At 57.8% G+C, this 16,431-nt stretch carries 18 protein-coding genes; 3 read left to right on the top strand and 15 right to left on the bottom strand.

All coding sequences use genetic code 11. The annotated features are described in order from the left end of the window. Positions 1 to 127 precede the first annotated feature (127 nt). The gene (locus tag AC1DWG_RS03350) at positions 128 to 457 is read right to left on the bottom strand and encodes a hypothetical protein (RefSeq protein WP_477762209.1); all 330 of its coding nucleotides are present in this window, start codon (positions 455 to 457) and stop codon (positions 128 to 130) included. A 455-nt stretch (positions 458 to 912) separates the two neighbouring features. On the opposite strand from AC1DWG_RS03350, the gene AC1DWG_RS03345 reads away from it, so the two are divergent. After that, on the top strand, positions 913 to 1,296 hold the full coding sequence (locus AC1DWG_RS03345) for a DUF3742 family protein (protein ID WP_477762208.1): 384 nt from the start codon (positions 913 to 915) through the stop codon (positions 1,294 to 1,296). Positions 1,297 to 1,306: 10 nt separating this feature from the next. Here AC1DWG_RS03345 and AC1DWG_RS03340 read toward each other — a convergent pair whose 3' ends face one another. From AC1DWG_RS03340 to AC1DWG_RS03320, 5 genes are all read right to left on the bottom strand, one after another. Further along, positions 1,307 to 2,851: a conjugal transfer protein TraG N-terminal domain-containing protein gene (locus AC1DWG_RS03340; protein ID WP_477762207.1), complete on the bottom strand. Its 1,545-nt coding sequence runs from the start codon at positions 2,849 to 2,851 to the stop codon at positions 1,307 to 1,309. Between the two features lie 10 nt (positions 2,852 to 2,861). Beyond that, complete coding sequence (locus tag AC1DWG_RS03335) at positions 2,862 to 3,170, bottom strand: hypothetical protein (RefSeq protein WP_477762206.1); 309 nt, start codon at positions 3,168 to 3,170, stop codon at positions 2,862 to 2,864. Between the two features lie 3 nt (positions 3,171 to 3,173). Further along, positions 3,174 to 4,556 carry an integrating conjugative element protein gene (locus AC1DWG_RS03330; RefSeq protein WP_477762205.1) on the bottom strand — a complete coding sequence of 461 codons (1,383 nt, stop codon included), beginning with the start codon at positions 4,554 to 4,556 and terminating at the stop codon, positions 3,174 to 3,176. Then, positions 4,553 to 5,509 carry a TIGR03756 family integrating conjugative element protein gene (locus AC1DWG_RS03325; RefSeq protein ID WP_477762204.1) on the bottom strand — a complete coding sequence of 319 codons (957 nt, stop codon included), beginning with the start codon at positions 5,507 to 5,509 and terminating at the stop codon, positions 4,553 to 4,555. Before AC1DWG_RS03325 ends, AC1DWG_RS03330 begins: the two co-directional genes overlap by 4 nt. Positions 5,510 to 5,614: 105 nt before the next feature. Continuing rightward, a complete protein-coding gene (locus tag AC1DWG_RS03320; RefSeq protein ID WP_123722475.1) occupies positions 5,615 to 5,869 on the bottom strand; it encodes a helix-turn-helix domain-containing protein in 255 nt (84 codons plus the stop codon). Between the two features lie 169 nt (positions 5,870 to 6,038). Here AC1DWG_RS03320 and AC1DWG_RS03315 point away from each other — a divergent pair, with 169 nt between their 5' ends. Next, positions 6,039 to 6,311: a LasR-specific antiactivator QslA gene (locus tag AC1DWG_RS03315; protein WP_123722476.1), complete on the top strand. Its 273-nt coding sequence runs from the start codon at positions 6,039 to 6,041 to the stop codon at positions 6,309 to 6,311. A gap of 252 nt (positions 6,312 to 6,563) precedes the next feature. Further along, on the top strand, positions 6,564 to 7,847 hold the full coding sequence (locus tag AC1DWG_RS03310) for a hypothetical protein (protein ID WP_477762203.1): 1,284 nt from the start codon (positions 6,564 to 6,566) through the stop codon (positions 7,845 to 7,847). A 200-nt stretch (positions 7,848 to 8,047) separates the two neighbouring features. Here the strand turns inward: AC1DWG_RS03310 and AC1DWG_RS03305 are convergent, their stop codons facing one another. From AC1DWG_RS03305 to AC1DWG_RS03265, 9 genes are read right to left on the bottom strand one after another with little or no spacing between them, the layout of a single operon-like run. Then, positions 8,048 to 10,801 (bottom strand): conjugative transfer ATPase, encoded by a 2,754-nt coding sequence (locus AC1DWG_RS03305; RefSeq protein WP_477762202.1) that lies wholly within the window; start codon positions 10,799 to 10,801, stop codon positions 8,048 to 8,050. Next, on the bottom strand, positions 10,801 to 11,217 hold the full coding sequence (locus tag AC1DWG_RS03300; protein WP_477762201.1) for a TIGR03751 family conjugal transfer lipoprotein: 417 nt from the start codon (positions 11,215 to 11,217) through the stop codon (positions 10,801 to 10,803). The genes AC1DWG_RS03305 and AC1DWG_RS03300 overlap by 1 nt, the downstream gene beginning before the upstream one ends. Next, entirely contained in the window at positions 11,180 to 12,697 is a 1,518-nt protein-coding gene (locus AC1DWG_RS03295; protein ID WP_477762200.1) for a TIGR03752 family integrating conjugative element protein, read from the bottom strand. The genes AC1DWG_RS03300 and AC1DWG_RS03295 overlap by 38 nt, the downstream gene beginning before the upstream one ends. After that, positions 12,687 to 13,499 carry a TIGR03749 family integrating conjugative element protein gene (locus tag AC1DWG_RS03290; RefSeq protein ID WP_477762199.1) on the bottom strand — a complete coding sequence of 271 codons (813 nt, stop codon included), beginning with the start codon at positions 13,497 to 13,499 and terminating at the stop codon, positions 12,687 to 12,689. The genes AC1DWG_RS03295 and AC1DWG_RS03290 overlap by 11 nt, the downstream gene beginning before the upstream one ends. Continuing rightward, entirely contained in the window at positions 13,496 to 14,137 is a 642-nt protein-coding gene (locus AC1DWG_RS03285) for a PFL_4703 family integrating conjugative element protein (RefSeq protein WP_477762198.1), read from the bottom strand. The genes AC1DWG_RS03290 and AC1DWG_RS03285 overlap by 4 nt, the downstream gene beginning before the upstream one ends. Next, positions 14,134 to 14,547, bottom strand: a complete 414-nt coding sequence (locus AC1DWG_RS03280) for a TIGR03750 family conjugal transfer protein (protein ID WP_477762197.1) — start codon at positions 14,545 to 14,547, stop codon at positions 14,134 to 14,136. Before AC1DWG_RS03280 ends, AC1DWG_RS03285 begins: the two co-directional genes overlap by 4 nt. A gap of 7 nt (positions 14,548 to 14,554) precedes the next feature. Continuing rightward, on the bottom strand, positions 14,555 to 14,926 hold the full coding sequence (locus tag AC1DWG_RS03275) for a TIGR03745 family integrating conjugative element membrane protein (protein WP_477762196.1): 372 nt from the start codon (positions 14,924 to 14,926) through the stop codon (positions 14,555 to 14,557). Positions 14,927 to 14,943: 17 nt separating this feature from the next. Further along, entirely contained in the window at positions 14,944 to 15,183 is a 240-nt protein-coding gene (locus tag AC1DWG_RS03270; RefSeq protein ID WP_477762195.1) for a TIGR03758 family integrating conjugative element protein, read from the bottom strand. Then, positions 15,180 to 15,512 (bottom strand): integrative conjugative element protein, RAQPRD family, encoded by a 333-nt coding sequence (locus AC1DWG_RS03265; RefSeq protein WP_477762194.1) that lies wholly within the window; start codon positions 15,510 to 15,512, stop codon positions 15,180 to 15,182. The genes AC1DWG_RS03270 and AC1DWG_RS03265 overlap by 4 nt, the downstream gene beginning before the upstream one ends. Positions 15,513 to 16,431 lie beyond the last annotated feature (919 nt).

Here is a 16,431-nt window from a genome sequence, read left to right as displayed (position 1 = left end):
AATTTCCTCGAGAGAAAACCGAGGAACGCCGTGCCCGTCGGGGAGGGTTCCCCGGTTGGGTGATGTGCTGGTTTGATGCAGGTCTTGTATGCCGTCCGAATGTGGAGGTGGGCGCCGCCGATTGCGCTTAGCGCTGGTGTTCTCCTGCAAGCGCTATCAGCAAGACGCTAGGCTGACCCGGTTCTTGAAGTAGGCTGAGACTCAATTGCAGCAACGGGTCGTGGTCGAAGTGATCGGTTGGTTCAATGTGGACTACCTCGAACAGCACATAGGGCTTTTGTGGATAGGCCAGGTGGGCTTCGAAGGCTGCGCGCAATACGTGGCTCAACCGATCAACCTGTAGCTTCTCAGCGTAATCGGATTGATCGAGCAGTATTGCGCGTTGCCACGCGCCAGGGGTGAACACGATGGCCAACCGAAGGGTATTCAGTGTTTCCGGTGTAAGTGAGTCGGACATGGTGTGCCTCCGTTGAAAACGCGAAGAAACCTGTCCCGTGCGGGGAAAGATTTCCCCGCTGTGGGTTGAAGAAAATCAAGAGGGCTTACCTCACGAGTAGAGCTCGAAAGGCGCTCAGGAGAGCAGTAGGCGTTCATCACCGTAGAAACGGTCACCGTGCGAGCTACCGAACGCTAATCGCACTTGGGGAGAACCATCACCGAAGTGACGTAGTCTTGAAGGCTCTGGCTACCTGGGCAGGTGCTGTCGATAACAGCGATCCGTACCTTGTATTTAGCCGGACGACTGATATGGGTCAATCACTGTAGAGACGCTGTTTCACGGGGCTTGTCTTCTGTCTTCCAGTGAAGATTTTTCGGCTGGGCATACTGATAAACGGTCAGGCACGGGCCGTTTTCAGTAGTAGGCTGTTACTCCTGTCTCAACCATGAAAACGCTCAGAAGAGGGCGAGACCATGCCGACGCAGAACCCTGTTCATATTTCCCACGCCCACCGCTGGGCATATACCTGTGGCATGTCGATAAAGCGCGGGTATCGCATACTGAAAGCATTCGAGACCCGTTTAGCTGAGCGCGCGATGGTGGCAGATGTGCCTGCGGGTAATTTACTCGTTCGCGGGAGCTTTCTGATCGCCAAGTTCACTATGGTGGGAGCGTTGCTTTTTGTAAGTTTTTGGCTGTTCTTGTCGTTGATGACTCTAATGGGTTTGTATTGGGTAATCGTCCATCGCCGACCCAACGCCTCAAAGGACTTTTACGGGGCTCAGGCATTCGGCGATCCTTATGGTGAGTACGAACTCAATCGTGCACCGGGACAGCCTGACCTGGACGAGCATTAGTGGGTTGTCGTTAGCTTTTTCTGATTGAAGTACCTGCAGAGATCAGAGCATCAGTACCTTTCGAACCTGCATTTTGTGCACTGAGTGTCCCTTTTCCTAGCATGCCTTCTGCTATGGAGCCTACGCTATATCCGGCCCAACTCATGGCGGCTAGAAAAACCATCGGCAGCACGATGAACATCGCCCCCATTACATACTCAATGACCTGCGTCGTGACCGTCCCATCCATAAAACCGGATGTGGGCAGCGATAACAGCACTTGATTGGACGCCGAAACTTGGTTGTACAAGGTATCGAGCATGCTGGAGTCGACCCAGCGGGCGAGTTCCCACCAGAAGCTCAGCATGTGCAGCGTGAACAGAGCGAACGTCACCGTCATGACGGTCTTCAACTGGTAGGTACTGACCAACAGAATCAGCGGCAAGCTGATGATGACGCCCATGATCAGAAAAGCCTGCACCATCGGTAGGGCGGCGCGTAGCGCATTCATTGCGGGAAAATTACTGAAGGAACCCAGTGCCAATCCGGTATTGGTGGCCAGGTTATTGAGGCCCTGATTGATCGAGCCGCCGCGGGCACTGGAGCCATAGTCCTGGTACACCTGTCCGGGCGACATGGACATCGATTGCTGGCGCGGGCTGACCAGCTCACGCAGGGTGGCATCCTCGATCTCGTTGCTCGAACGACCAGTCAACCAACCTTTCAGCTGAGTCAGCAGCGAAGGATCGACCTGCTCGATCAAGCGCTCACGCAATCCGACACCGCTAGCGCTCCACCACTGCTTGCAGGTGGGGTAGCCCGCGCCATTCTCCAGCCGAGGCAAGGAGACATCGCGGCTTTCGTCATACGGCCAGCTGACGCGCGGTGTGTGTGAGCGATCCGTATCGTAGTAGCCAGGCGTATCAAGAAAATAGCTTGAGCCGATCCAGGACGCATCATGACTTTGAGCCTTGTCCAACTGGGGACGGTTGGTGAACAGCCGGGAGCGAGAATAGCCATAGCAGTCGCGGGTGAAGTCGGCGACTTCTTGCAGCAGGACCTGGCTGTTGATGCGCGAACTGTCGATCTCCATGCGCATTTGTCGGATATCCGGTGCGCAGGGGATGGAAGCGGTGGCCGCCGCGGTTACCCCTTTGCTTAAGGCATGCACCAGAAACCACCAGATCGGCACGTTGGCAGATCGTTCGCCAATGGTGTTGAAGGTGGTCCCCCAAGCGGTTTCCGCTGGCCTGGCCACACTGGCACCGCAGCGCTGGCTCGACGCATCATCGAATGCCATTGACGTGAGGCTCAACGGAAAGACCGGCGCACAGCCGAACAACACGACGATGTAGGCCAGCCACAACCGGTTCTCGATCCGCGGCACTGAGAGCAGTCCCTTGTTACCTTCATCCGCGCCTTGCTGACGGGCCGACAGCCATTCTTGCAGGATGATTGCACCAAAGGGGGCGGCGAATAGCCCAGTGTCGGACAGGACGCTCCAGAGGCCGTTATTGATGATCCAGGCCAGCAGGGAGAGGTAAAACTCCAGGTAGCTGTTGGTGCTCATGAGCATGGTGACAACCTCACAATCGGGTGAACTCGACGCAGATGAAGAGTGCGAGCCCCATTGCCCAAATGCGCTGCACGCGCAGTCGATCCTGTGGTCGATGTCGGTAGCGCCGAAGCAGGTCCCACCAGAGCGCAAAGAGAGCGCCGTAGAGCAGGGCGCGCCACCACCGCAGATAAGGTCGTGCGGATTCGAATGCCTGCTGCCATGCCTCGAAACTACCCAGCGCAGTGCGGCCGATCCAGGCGACCAGTGCGGCGCTCAGGATCATCATCGCGGCAATCCTCAGACTCGAAAGCAAAGTGAATAGCGCTGAGCGTTTCATGGCTCACTTGCGCCTGGCGTCAGCGTCATTGAGTCGGCCCGGCTCAGGATCGCCTTGCTCGACGGTGCGCGAAGCATCAGCACCGCCGGCATGCCGATCGAGCACCAAGCTGGCGGTATTGGTGGCGAGCATCTGCCGGACCTGCAGCTCGGTTTGTAGCAGACGTATTTCGCGCTCCAGGGCGTCGATATTTTTCGTCAAAGCTGTCTGGGCTGGCTCGGCTGAAGCGATGTTCGGTTCGTGACTACCTGCCAGTAGGGTGCGCAGTAGCAGGAGCGCCTTATCGAGTACGCTGGACAGGGCCGTCTCGCTGGCCAGACGTCGCGCCAGCAGATCCTGGTCGGGATCGTCGCGCAAGGCTTCGATCACGCCACGGGTCACCGGCAGTATTGGGCTCGAGGCTTTAGCCAGATTGTCAGGGGTAGGCGGCAGTGAACCCGACAGCAGCCCTTGCAGGGCCTTGAGACGTTCGCTGTAGGCCTCCTGGATCAGCGGCGTCAATCCGCTGCCAGCGGTCGCACGCAGGGTTTCGCAGGTGTCGCAGGTCGCGACTTCGCTCTCGCCCAGCACGCGAACGGCCCATTCGGACTCCTCCTGGGGCGAAGCCCATGTGTGGCAAATGGCCCCACCCAAACAGTCGCTGCTACTGATCGACGCACTGTCATCCACCGTCCGGTTATGCAGCAAGTTGTAGCCCGCGCGCACTACGTCGGAGGTCACCCGAATGGGCGTCTGCCCATTACCTCCGGCCTTTGAACCGCCGACCCAGGACACCCCATTGTTGCCGTTATGGGCCTCGGTGTTTTTCACCGCAGCCACCGCATCACCGCCGGTTTGCTCCAGGTTGCCTTGCATTTCTTGGTTCTTGGCCAGCGCGCCCCAGCCGGCTTGACCGACCTTGTCCGCCATCTTTTCGGCCATGGCCTGGCAGGTCAGCTTGGAGCGGTCGAAGTCGATGCGCCCCTGCATCACCCCGTTACTCAGCAACTCATAGAGACCGGGGTTGGCGCGCTGGATGATCAACGCCGGCAGCGACATCACCGCTTGGGTCGCGTTCTGCATGATGCTGCCCATGATCTGCTGGAAACCTTCGGTCACGCCGTTCAGTTGGTTTTGCAGGGTGTTGGTGAGGCTCATGTTTCCGCACATCATGTTCGCTCGCCATGACCCGCCGACACCGAGACCACTGGGTCGGTAGAGCGAACTCGGTGAGCCGACTGCCGAGCCGCCACCGATGGTGTACATCACCCGGTCGTCGAGCACTTCGCCTTGAGTGCCCAGGCGGTAATCACCTTCGGCGGCGTCGGCATGCGTGGTCATGGTAAGCAGTCCGTAGAGCACCAGACTCATCGTGGCCAACCAGGGTCGCGCGCGAAGCCCGCTCATGAAGCACCGCCTTCGAAGTCGATACTAAACAGAAAGGTCTGCCCCTCACGTTTGCAGCAGCTATACGGACGCCATAGCGACCAGGCATAGGCGCCATCCGCGCTCTGTACCGAATCGCTGGGGAAGATGGCGCACGTCGGTTGAATTTGGGGGGAGAGCAATTGCCATTTGTGGGTTGATGCATCGTTTTCAACGATAGGACCAGGCGGCCAGTAGCCGTCGCGTGGTATGGGTGTGAGCGGTACATACACATGTGGTTGCCAGTTGCGGGTAATCACATCACCCGCCCGTTGCGCCATGACGGCGGCCGCCTTGAAATCGTCGGGCTGTACCAGAAAGCCCTGCCGGGGATAAACGTTGCCCCACATGTTTCCCAAAGCCTGACGACCAATTTCACGGATCCCCGGCATGAGCGACTCGGGGTAAAGACTTTCCGGAATGCCATGGCGCCAGGCCAGTGAGTCCAGGGTGCTCAGGTAGTAGGGCATGAACGCAGTTGCACCGCTGGCGCAGGCATAGCCGGATTGAGAAGCCAATTGCGTTGCGGCCCAGCCACCGGGATGGCCAATACCGTCGACGTTCTTGAAGCGGGGCAGGTTGTCGCGGCGGATGTTCGGCGTGATCAGGTTGCCGCCGCCTTCAGCTCCGCTGATGGGAGAGGAGAGTGTGGCCATCTCGGTCCAGGGATTATTGCCAGTGGTGGCGTAGCTCGAGACCACCAGCTCAGGAATGAAATGACGAACCTTGGTGGAGGTTTTGACTGTGCAGCCGAAGGGCGTGCAGAGGAGCCAGAAACAAATTCCGACGACCCTGTAGTCGAGACAGCTTGGAGAAAGCACGGAGGAAGTGATGCTGGCGGTGTCCAGCGCCACGCTTGGGCCGCACGCCAGCAGGATGCTCAGCGCCAAGGGACGTAGCTTTGTGGGCGGGACTGACGAGTAGGCAACAGGCATGATCCAGGCTCTTGGTGTATGGCCTGGGCAGGTTCGGTTAGGGACTGAAGACTGTCAGTGGAAATTATGAAGGTGGATCTATCGGGTTTGTGATACGTGAGACTATTATTTGACGTGAAGGGAACTGCGCAGGATATCGGGTTCCACAAGTAACTGATCTGCGGTAATTTCGAAAATATTGGCGAGCTTGCACAGGACCAACAGCGACGGATTACCCGTGCATCGTTCGATTTGACTGACGTAGGTGCGATCCACCTCGGCCATGAGCGCAAGCTGCTCTTGGGTAAGGTTTTTCACGCGTCGCATCAAGCGGATATTTTCCGCCAGCTGCAGACGAAGCTGTTCGTAGTCTTGAGTCATGCGCGCAAATTGCGCCTTGAGGGACTCTCAATCCACGGGATATAGTCTACATTGGCATTGATCTAGGCCATTTGATGCTCATGCCTGTTATCGAGCTTTCATTTGGCTTCGTTAAGCTTTTCGAAGCTGGGCCCAACGTCTAACAATAAATCAGAAATCTAGGGTGTGTATGGACGAAAACTACATTTCAATTCCTGCGGCGGATGGTTGCCCAAGTCTTCTGACACCTTGGGGCAACGAGTTTGCCTCGATGATCGAACGTGGCGTGCAATGTGCTCAGGCTTGGCTTGACACGCCCGGCGAGATTCCACTGTGGTGGGAACTGGCGCAAACACGCAAGACCCTTCCTGTCGGTGACTGCCAGGATGCTTTTGAAGCAGGTTTTTTGTTGAGGGTTCAACAGCGGCTTCAGCGCGGCACACGGATACCTGTATCGACTTGACCACCCGTTTACATTTAGCCAAGCCTGTCGCATTGGCACAGACCAGCAGGTTACAGTCCTGAGTCACTTGTGGTTTTTAGGTGCAGCGTTTTTGTCCCGATGTTTTGCTCTGCGACTCGCGCTGCCCTCGATAAAAAGCGAGCGGGCATCAGGTTGCGCAACGGAGCCCAGATATGTGGCAGCAACCCACCGATCTCTCTCATTTTCTGCGTGGGAAACCGCACCAGCATATCTTTTAGAGGGCACATCACGATGGTAAACAAACTCGATCTGCGTCAAGAAATGAAAAAGATGCTACGTGTAAAGACTGCCATTCTACTTCGCTCGCCAGGTGACTCCCTCGCAGACATCGTCGCTTCTGATCGTGAAGCGTTCTCGGGCATTCGTGTGTTGTTCGCGAGCGATGAGGGAGGGGTTCCATTGCAGGCTCTGGGCAGGTCAGATAATCCAAATGTGCCTGTGGCTCCTCTATTTGCTGGAAAGGGCATTTTTGCATTTTCCGATGCTATCGAGAGGCAGATGAGGAGCGGCAGTGCCCCCTTGGAGTTTCCATTTTTCTCACTACTCGATACAAATTTCCTTACTGAGTTACCTGGTTTTTTTCGTCATGAAAAGTCGAAACACCGCGAAAAGGTGAGGGCGACCTTGCAGTTCATTGAAGATCAAAGCGGACGTGGTTTTGATTGGACGTTTGCGACACTGGAAAACCTACGTGAAGTTGTAAAGCCAAATAATCCATGGCCGTACCAGAAAGTTGCGGCAGCAAAGATGTTTGATGCCATGATGCACCTTCCCGAGGTTAGGGATAGAGTGCTGAAAGGGCATGCTGAACAGATTAAGGACTATATACCAGCAGCCGAGGAAATGTGGGATGCATTCTTGACGAATGGGGAGGCATGGGCCTGTATCCAGCGGCGAGATATGATGCAGTCAATAATTTTACGCGCGATGCTGGAGTGCTGGAATGGCCAAGGCGTGGATGACGGTATTCGCTGCCTGGTGGATTTCTGCCTTGATAATTTTGACCTCATGCCCTTAAAAGAGCTTTATTTTGGATGGAAGGCTCTGAGCGGATTCGCTGATAAGCAAAGTAGAATGCCCATCTTTGACGAACCCGCGTTGCGGAACCCAAACGGAGATTCGAATGACAGGATTTCCGCGCTTGCGTGGGACCTCTATATGTTTCGACATTGTGAAACGCTTATGACAGAAAAAAAGGGCAATCAGTTCATGATTCCTGTTGTAACTACGCTTGATGATGGATTGTTAAAAGCCATCAAGAGTTGTCCTCTGAGAGCACTTGTGATTCGTGATGAGGCTCGAAAAGTAGAAGCTATATTCGACGATGAAATGGACTTTGCCAATTGTCTAGATCGTGCGCTTTCGGATGAAACAAAAGCACGAATTAATAACCCAGAGCGTATGGTCAGACCGAAACGTATATCGAAGCATGACTTGAGTTATCTGATAAACAGCTTGGAGTCGGAAGTGAAGAAGGCTGCTAATGCAAGGTCGCAGCCAGGGTCGCATCATTAACAATAGAAAGTGGTGTTGAAACTGACAGAAATAAATTTTATTTAGAGTAGCCCCACGCGGGCGATGACCAGCAACTGACCACCCGGCTAGGTGTTCAATACGAATGCAATCAACTGTTCAGTTGTCGTGCAAACGTCCGGTCAGTTGCGATGCTATTTCGCAGCTCACTCTCTGAGAGCGCGATACCCGAATAGCTATTCCTATGTTGGTTCTATTCCTCGCGCTCTATCGATCCGTTCAGCTACCCGGTAAGCCGCTTCCAATTCCGAGGAGCCGTTCTCCTGCATCAGTGTCCAGCGCTCGGCCTTTTCCTCGGGCTCCGTCATGGCCAGGGCGAGGTAAAGGCTGGGTGGCACGGCCCGAAACAGCGTCTCGAGCTTCTTCGACAGCACCACTCCTTCAGTATATTTGCCCGGTTCCTTGCTGGCGGAGAGCAGCAAGGCTTTCTGTGCCGGTGTGAGCTTCTTGAAGCGAGCGATTTCTTCGATCTCCGCTGGCGGCATGTTCAAACAGATCCACCATTCGATCATGTTGAGCATGGTCTGCGCCGCAGTGGGGAAGTCGGCAAGGTTTTGCGTCGACAACCAGAACCACGCGCCGAGCTTGCGCCACATCTTCGTCCCCTTGACCACGAATGGCGCCAGCAGCGGGTTTTTGGTGATGATATGGCCTTCGTCGGTGACCATGATGATCGGTCGTCCCAAATACTGATCGCGCTCGGCGAGGTTGTTCACGGTGTTCATCAGGCTGATATAGCTGATGGACATCTGTGCCTCATAGCCTTCGCGAGCGTAAGTGGCCAGATCGACAATGGTCACATCGCTCTCGGGCCAAGGCGTGCCCTCGCGATCGAACAGTTCACCCTCGAAACCCTGGCAAAACAGGTCGATGGACTCGCCCATCTCCTGGGCACGTTCGCGACGCTTTTCCGGTAAGTGCGGGTCGGCGGCGACGCGCAGCAAGGCGTTGCGCACGTCGCGAGTCAGTACCCGACGACTTGCCGCGACACAGGTCTGCGCCGCATCGAGAATGCACTCGCGAATCAGGCTGCGGTCGGCTCGACTCAGGCGCGCTTCTTCCTTGGCTTCGCCGCCGGTGATCATCAGCCGGGCGGTGATTTCCAGTTCGCCGAGAACATCGCGATGGTCTTCTCGACTGCTTACCACCTCATCGTCCCACTCATCGATCGACAGACTCGCCACCTGATCCGGCTGCTCGACCAGGCGCCAAGCATCGACGAACGGGGCGAGACTGACCGAGGCGCCAGGTTTCAATTGGACCTTGTTGACCGACAGGCCCTGTGTCGCGAAGTAGTCGCCCTGCAAGCCGAATGAGTTGCCGGCCTCGACGATAAACAGGCGAGGGCGGTACACGGCCATGATCTGCATCAGCAGGGTGACCAGGGTGGCGGACTTGCCGGCGCCGGTGGGGCCGAACAACAGCAGATGACCATTCATGGCTCGGTCCAGGCGTGATAACGGATCAAAACTCAACGGCGAGCCGCCACGATTGAACAGGGTGATACCCGGGTGGCCGGTACCTGTGCTGCGGCCCCAGACTGGAACGAGGTTCGCTAGGTGCTGGGCGAACATCAGGCGCGTGTACCAGTTGCGCGTGTCGCGGGCCGGGTTGTAAGCCATTGGTAACCAACGCAGGTAACTGTTGCAAGCGGCGACTTCATCGCCTTCGCGTACAGGTTGCAGCCCCGCACCCAGCAGCGCGTTGGCAAGGCTGACTGAGCGCTGGTGCAGTTGCTGTTCATCGTGACCGCGCACGTAGAACGTCAGGGTGCCGCGGTAAAGCTTGTGCTGGCGGCCGATGATTGCGCGAGCCTCTTCGACATCCTGGCGGGTCTGGGTCGAGGCCAGGTTTTCACCGATGGCTTTGCGCGCCAGGCGGTTCAACTGCTCCTCAAGTACATCCTGCGGTTTGACCACCAGGGTCAGGCTCATCACCGTGCCTTCGGGTAACTGGTCGAACAGGGCATTTACCGCGTCGCCCTTGCGGGTTTCGCCAGTGAGTTGGCCAATCAAGGGCGCCCGCCGCAGCTTGTCCACCACCATGACCCGATGGGGCTGATCGTCGAAAAACCAGAGTCCGCGCTGCACATCCGAACGCGGCTCATTGAAAAATAGCCGCTCGGAAAAGTCATGGTCGAAGGGCAGTTCCAGCGACTCACCGTCGCCCGACTCCGGATAGGCCACGCGGCGGTAGAACTCCTCGGGTGCTTCATTGGTGAGCCTGGGCGCCGGATTGAACCAGGGCACTAACCAGGCATACAGACCTCGGCCATCGACTCGCCTCGATTGCACCCCACAGGCACGCAGCGAGGCACCGATCCGCTCACAGACCTGTTGCAAGGATTGCACCGGGGTGAGCCCCGTTTCCTCAGCGTCAGACTCAAGCCAGCGATAGACCGCTAGGCGTACTCGGCGGTTGTTACCGCGCCAGGGCAGGCGCGTCACCACCTTATCCTCAAACAGACCACCGGGCTTGGCGATGGCCTTCAGATGACGGCGGCTGAGTTCCAAATACGCCTCGGTGAAGATGGTGCCTCGCGCTCTGTCCTGAATATAGCCAGTGAGCCGGTTCAGGTAGGGGGTGAAGTCATTGTCGTCCTGGCAGAAAAACTGCGCCACCCAAGGTGCTTGATCCAGCTCGTCAAAGCTATCCTGCAGGGCATCCTCAAGGGCATCGCGGGCCGCCATCAGCCAATCGGGTTCGCGCCCTTCGGTACCGATAGGCAGCAACTCGAACACCGCACCCACCGAGCGATTGTCATCCAGTAGAAAACACTGCTCGGTGTCGAGGTATTCGACCCATGGCAGGTGATCGGTGAAGCTGGGGTTGTGCGCATAGAGTTCCGCTTCATCGGCCAAGGTGGCGCGAGGGCGCAATGGGCTGCGCCAGGCTTTCCACGCAGAAGTGCGGTTGTCCGCATCGCCGCTACGCACTACAGGTCTTCCTGACGTTCACCAGGCAATGCGTACTGCACACGTTGGTAGAACGGAAAGACGGTCGAGTAACCCGGGACCGGTGCCTGCTCGGTACCACTCAGATGCGGATACACGTACAGCACCAGATCGGGATTGGGCAGGCGCGGGAACAGGTTGCGGATCTCGTTCGCCGCTGTACGAGTGTACGACTCCTGGAGAGACGCGGAGACATCTGCCTGAGCCAGCGGGCGGCGTAACTGTTGCCGAGCCTCCAGCAGTTGCTGCTGAGTGCCTTGCGAACTGGCGCCGTTCCAGATGTCCAGCATGGTTTGCTTGCCATGGGGCAGCAGCGTCTCCTTGTTGGTGGAGCACCCCGCCAGGACCCAGCAGAACACGCTAATCCAGGTCAGGCATAGAGGCATGGTCTTTTTCATGGCGAACGCTCCGGCCCTTGGGCTCGTAGTCGATGGTGATCTCATGGTCGAGGTGAAGGGCGACCTGTGCGGCCGGTGGCACGTACACGGCAGCAAAGGCTTCGCCATACAGTTTGTTGACCCACTCGCGGATGTCGCTGACCCCACCACTGAGAATTGAATTCAGCGCGCTGTTGCCCGTGCTGTTGGTGACTCCGAGCGTACTGCCGCCCGAACTGATCACGCTGCTGTTGTTCTGCTCATCCCCGAGCAAGGCGGCGACACCGGCGCCGGCCGCAGTGATCAGGCTCTGGCTGCCGAGGTACTGTTGGGCGTTCGAGCGGCGCTCGCCGGCGATGCAAGGAATGCCATACGGATCGGACAGGTAACCGAGCCCGCCACGGATCTTGTCGGTGTTCGGGCTCTGGGTGGTGGAGGCAGTGCGGCTGGCTATCGCCTTCGGCTGAGGCACCGTGCGGATGGTGCCATCGGTAAACACAAAGGTGATCGACTCGACCTGTCCGCGTACGCAGGACAGGGTCCAGTCACCGGACGCCGTGCCGCTCATCACGGCCCCCGCGACGTCCGGCAGGTCGATGCCGTTGGCGGTCAGGTTCTCCGGACCGACCAGCACCTTGAAGGGATAGGGGTCATTCACGGTGCCGTCCACAGGGACTCGGCCGATCAGCGCGGTCATGGCGACCGAGCCCATCAGCGTGGCGTTTTCGGGGATCGTGTAGACCGGCTTCGCGCCTTCGGTACGATCAACGGATCGCGTCAGGTCGCGCTCACCCTGGGTAACTGCACGTAGCTGTTTCTGGCTGCGATCAATCGCGTTGTCTTTCAAGCCTTCCAGAGAGTTGAAAGCGATAGGCAGGCTCAGTGCGGAGAAAGTCGTGGTTTTGCCTCTGGCGTTGGTGGACGAAGCATCCGAGGGTTCAATCCACTGCAGCGTATCAGTGGCAGAGTGTCGCCCTTCGAACTGAGCCCCATCGCCCGGCTCTAGCCCCAATCCGATCGGCATGTCCTTGCCTTTGCCGGTCAGCCCCGACAACTGTTCCTGCAATTGCGTCAGCAGGCCGCGAGCCTGACGACTGTCTTGTTCCGCTTTGAGTCGGGCCTCGTTGGCTTGGCGGCGGCCTTCGTCGACCTGCTGGGTCACACTGCCAAGCGCGGTCTGGATACGCGAATCGACACTGTTTTCCCGCTCGCGTAGGCGGTTGTTTTCCGTCTGCAGTGAGTCATTGTGTTTCTTCAAACCGAGCATGTCGCTGCGCATGGCCTTCACCTGGCCGACCAGGGTGGCGACCGTGTCGCGTGGGGTATCGCCAGCAATGCCGAGCGACTTGGCTTGCTCGGCGGATAACTGAATATTGCCCTGATCAACTGGGTGCTCTGGAGAGGGCGTGTTGCCACCCGCGACCCAGCTTTTTAGAATGATCAACACCACGGCCAGCAGCGCAGCCGGTACCAGCCATTTGAGCAACGCGTTAGCCTTCATCGCCAGCACCTCGCGCAACGGGCGGAAGCAGCACGGCGTGTTCGAGGCTGGCACTGCGGGTGACGAGATAGGCAATCGTGGTGTCTTCAGCGCTGCCGACAGGCCCGAGGAAAGCATGCTGGAAGGTCGCGGCGAACAGCTTGGCCTGAAGCCGACGCGGATCGAGTTGTACCGTCTCTGGACCACGATTGCGCAACTTCACCGCCGTCACCCAGTAGTCACCGAGTCGCCAGGCGGCGATGGGCGTGCTGGACACGTTTTCGGTGGGCAGCAGGGTTGGCAATTCGGTGCGCAGCTTGAGTGGGACGCGGCGTACGCCGGGCAGGGATTCTACGGTGCGCAGCGGCGCGTAAAGGCTCTGCGCGGCATAACGCGTCAAAGCGACCGGGATCGGTGTACGTTCTGGAACAAGGACGGTGCTAGATTCAGCCTCGGTAGCTTGCACCTGAGCATTCTTGAGGATACGCACGGGCTCCAGCGGTTGATCGCCGGGAGTGGCCGCGATATCCAGTAGGATGATCTCGCCCGTCGCGACCGATTGCAGTTGCAGTCGGGTCGGGGCAATGGCTTCCGATGCGCGCAGGTACAGCGTCCCGCCGGTTGATTGCACACGCAGTTTGCCCGTCAGGGATGAGGGCACACCGACTCGAACATTCTCATCGACAAAGACCACCCGCTCCTGATTGATCACCAGCGGGACCGCGAGGGGAAGACGTTCCCAGTGCATCAGCTCGACGGCCTGCGCCGCAACTCCCCATAGCATCAGTACGACGGTAAGTCCCAGGGTAGAAATCCGTTTCATGGCTCACCTCCAGGCAGGGAGATTTTTTGCGGAGTGCCCTGATAACAATCCAGTGCCAGCCCCCACTTATTGCGTTCTGGGTCCAGGTCGAAACGCACTACGCGTAATGGATAACGCACCACCACCCGTTTCACCGGTTCCGCGGCGTAATACTCATCGGCGTTGAGGTCGAGCTTGACCAGCCAGCTGTCGCGGTCGAGTTGCTTGACCCTAAGCTCCGGATCTTCGCTGTAACCTCGGCCCAGAATTTCGTAGACGCCACGCACCCGCTGGCGCAGTTCGCCAGCGGCCTTGCGGTACTCGTAGTCGCCGTCGAGGAAGGCCTTGCAGGCGGGTGTCAGGTAGGACTGCAAGCCATAGATGGCGCGGCGATAATCCTGCTCGCCATCCGAGGGCCAGCGGTTGAGCTGGCCAAAGATGTACAGGGCAAAGGCATAGACATTCTCTGAGGGGATATCCCACCACTTGCGGGTGCTGCCCGAGCGCAGATCTGGGGGTACATGCACGGTCAGATCGGTCGGTGCCGTATGCCAGCCGTACCAGAGCCCGGCACAGACCAGGGCAAGGATCATTACCGCCAGACGCAGGCTGAAGATATGCGCCTGTTGGGCATCGACCTTGTTTCGAAATCGGCTCATGGCTGCCACCGGGACAGGGCAGGGCGCAGTCGACGCGAACGGCGAACCGTCCAGGCGCCGGAGTGGAGAATCAAACTTCCGTGCCCCAGGCGCCAACGGCTGGCGAGTACCCATTCGAGTTTGCGGTACAACCAGGTCTCGGGCCGGGCCCGTTTGACCCGACGCAGTAGCGTGCCACCGGCGAATAGCACCACCGCCATACTCGCGATCATGCTGGTTGGCGCCACGGCAATGGAGGCGGTAGCAATCGTCAGCGGAACGCCCAGCAGCAGGCCAATGACCGCACCGCTACCGAGCGCTACCCACATCTCATCATTGGTCAAACCGCGCAATACGGCGGGATCACGATTGAGTCGCTCTGGGAGAAAGACCAAGGTGCCGTCAGCAAGGCGTTCGATAGTGTCGTTCATGCCAACCTCACAGAATCGCGGCAGCCTTGGTCAAAAACCAGATGATGATCACCACCAGCAGGGCACCGATGCCGACTACAGCACCCAAATCCTTCCAGGTCTTGCGCTGATTCTGTACGTCGGCATAGACGGTCAACGAGTGCCAAGCCACCCCCAAGAAAGCGAGTAAGGCGATCAGCAGACCGAGCAGGATGCCGCCGTCGTAGGCGTAGTTTTTGATCGTCTCGATCAACCCGGACCCTTCGCCGCGCGAAGGGGCTTCCATGGTGGGGAGTTCGGCAAACGCCAAGCTCGGACCGAGCACCAGCAGCAGACCGATCAAGCGCTGACTGGCACGATCACGCAGGTTTTTTTTCAGCGGGGCAAGGCACTTGAGCATGACGGCGATCTCCTGGATTAAGACAGGGTGAAGAACATCAGGACGAGTAGGGTGAGCGTGACGCGCGCGGCACTGCCGCCGAAGGCTCCAAAGCGCACACTGCCTGTCGCCCAACCCCGGTAAGCCGTCCACATCACCCAGGCGCACCACAGCAAAGCCAGGACGAGAACCAAGGAAAGCCACAGCGTTGAGCTGCTCTGCGCCGAGATGCCGGAGGCGTTTTGGAACGCTGAGGTTTGGGCGTCAGTCATGCTCATGGCGAGGGCTCCGCAGTCGGAGTGTCGAGGCGGTAATCACCGACCAGTTCACTGGGATCTCGGGGTTGCGCACGGGAAGGGAACAGATAGCTCTGTACACCTTGGCGGATGCGCTGAATGTCCTGGGTCAGTCGGGGGTAGTCGAAGCGGTAGCGCTCATTTGGTTGAGCGCTGCCTGAAGTCTCGGCTTGAGCGGCTAGGCGCTCGATAATGTCCAGCTGCTGCTGGACTAGGCTGAGCTCACCCTGTTCATATTCAGATGCGGCATAGCCGCTGCTATCGACGGCAGCTAGCGAGAGTAGTAAGCAACGAATGATGGTCGTCGGCATGATGCTGGCCCTTATGGATCTGGGGAGCAGAATCAAGTCAGAGGTCGAATTATTCCGTAAGAAACCTGAGGTCTGATGAATCGCTTTTTCTGGGGAAGGACTGGGGATGTGCATTACAGCTAATGTGGCCCTTCGACCGTTGGTGGAAAATGGTTGAGGCTCTAGGGAAGCTCCACTCTCGATGACTTTCGTTGATGATGATATCGTCACAACCCCTTTTCCGTGAAAAAGGTAACCCTTTAGAGTATTACCACTCCTGAAAGCTCCAGATCACAAGGTTAGAGCGCCTCGTAACTGAATAACTGTTACAAGGCACTCTGTCTTGAACGGAAATTAGTCATCAGTCAAGAAGAAGCTGGAGCAAGCCTGTTATGCGAAGTAAGCGCTGGTTGGGTATCCGGCGCGGCAGTCCAGAGGTTCCGCCGCGATCAGAGCGCCATGCCGATGGGCGCGTATTTGCGCTCATCTGACCAGCCGATTGCATTGAATCCGCCCCCTGTGCATCCGACTTGACCCGCAGACGTCAGAGGAGCAATGGGCAGAGAACGGCCAATTCTGTTGAAAAAGTCCGCCATGGATTCCACGGCAGAAAAGTACGCGTCTGAGATTGAAATCCTTACATTGAGCAGAGGCTTCCGGGCTCAGATTTCAGTCGGCAGAACAGCCTTTACTGGGTCAGTTTTCGGTCAGCGGCAACAGCTGCTGAGCCGTTTTAACTGTTCCTGAAAACGTCGTGACCTTGATCAGTTTGCGAAACGTGAGCACGGTCTCCAAGCATCGATATAGAAAACCCAATCTGACGTTTTTACACACTCTGGGCCAATAGCGGCCAGTCGATAACTCATACAGCTTTCGGGTGAACAGATTGCGCCTGGCGTTCAGCGCGTGCCGTCAAAACTGCGAATGCGGCAGCAGCTAG

The sequence above is a fragment of the Pseudomonas sp. P4_B3 genome, from assembly GCF_056402295.1.
The sequence above is the reverse complement of the archived record's forward strand: the minus strand, read 5'-3'. Positions and strand labels throughout refer to the sequence as shown.

Coding starts and splice junctions, on each gene's coding strand:
- AC1DWG_RS03285 (WP_477762198.1), bottom strand. CDS start 14,137: ATGAGCCGATTTCGAAACAAGGTCGATGCCCAACAGGCGCATATCTTC.
- AC1DWG_RS03330 (WP_477762205.1), bottom strand. CDS start 4,556: ATGAGCGGGCTTCGCGCGCGACCCTGGTTGGCCACGATGAGTCTGGTG.
- AC1DWG_RS03320 (WP_123722475.1), bottom strand. CDS start 5,869: ATGACTCAAGACTACGAACAGCTTCGTCTGCAGCTGGCGGAAAATATC.
- AC1DWG_RS03270 (WP_477762195.1), bottom strand. CDS start 15,183: ATGAGCATGACTGACGCCCAAACCTCAGCGTTCCAAAACGCCTCCGGC.
- AC1DWG_RS03325 (WP_477762204.1), bottom strand. CDS start 5,509: ATGCCTGTTGCCTACTCGTCAGTCCCGCCCACAAAGCTACGTCCCTTG.
- AC1DWG_RS03265 (WP_477762194.1), bottom strand. CDS start 15,512: ATGCCGACGACCATCATTCGTTGCTTACTACTCTCGCTAGCTGCCGTC.
- AC1DWG_RS03335 (WP_477762206.1), bottom strand. CDS start 3,170: ATGAAACGCTCAGCGCTATTCACTTTGCTTTCGAGTCTGAGGATTGCC.
- AC1DWG_RS03350 (WP_477762209.1), bottom strand. CDS start 457: ATGTCCGACTCACTTACACCGGAAACACTGAATACCCTTCGGTTGGCC.
- AC1DWG_RS03295 (WP_477762200.1), bottom strand. CDS start 12,697: ATGAAGGCTAACGCGTTGCTCAAATGGCTGGTACCGGCTGCGCTGCTG.
- AC1DWG_RS03345 (WP_477762208.1), top strand. CDS start 913: ATGCCGACGCAGAACCCTGTTCATATTTCCCACGCCCACCGCTGGGCA.
- AC1DWG_RS03280 (WP_477762197.1), bottom strand. CDS start 14,547: ATGAACGACACTATCGAACGCCTTGCTGACGGCACCTTGGTCTTTCTC.
- AC1DWG_RS03310 (WP_477762203.1), top strand. CDS start 6,564: ATGGTAAACAAACTCGATCTGCGTCAAGAAATGAAAAAGATGCTACGT.
- AC1DWG_RS03340 (WP_477762207.1), bottom strand. CDS start 2,851: ATGCTCATGAGCACCAACAGCTACCTGGAGTTTTACCTCTCCCTGCTG.
- AC1DWG_RS03290 (WP_477762199.1), bottom strand. CDS start 13,499: ATGAAACGGATTTCTACCCTGGGACTTACCGTCGTACTGATGCTATGG.
- AC1DWG_RS03275 (WP_477762196.1), bottom strand. CDS start 14,926: ATGCTCAAGTGCCTTGCCCCGCTGAAAAAAAACCTGCGTGATCGTGCC.
- AC1DWG_RS03300 (WP_477762201.1), bottom strand. CDS start 11,217: ATGAAAAAGACCATGCCTCTATGCCTGACCTGGATTAGCGTGTTCTGC.
- AC1DWG_RS03315 (WP_123722476.1), top strand. CDS start 6,039: ATGGACGAAAACTACATTTCAATTCCTGCGGCGGATGGTTGCCCAAGT.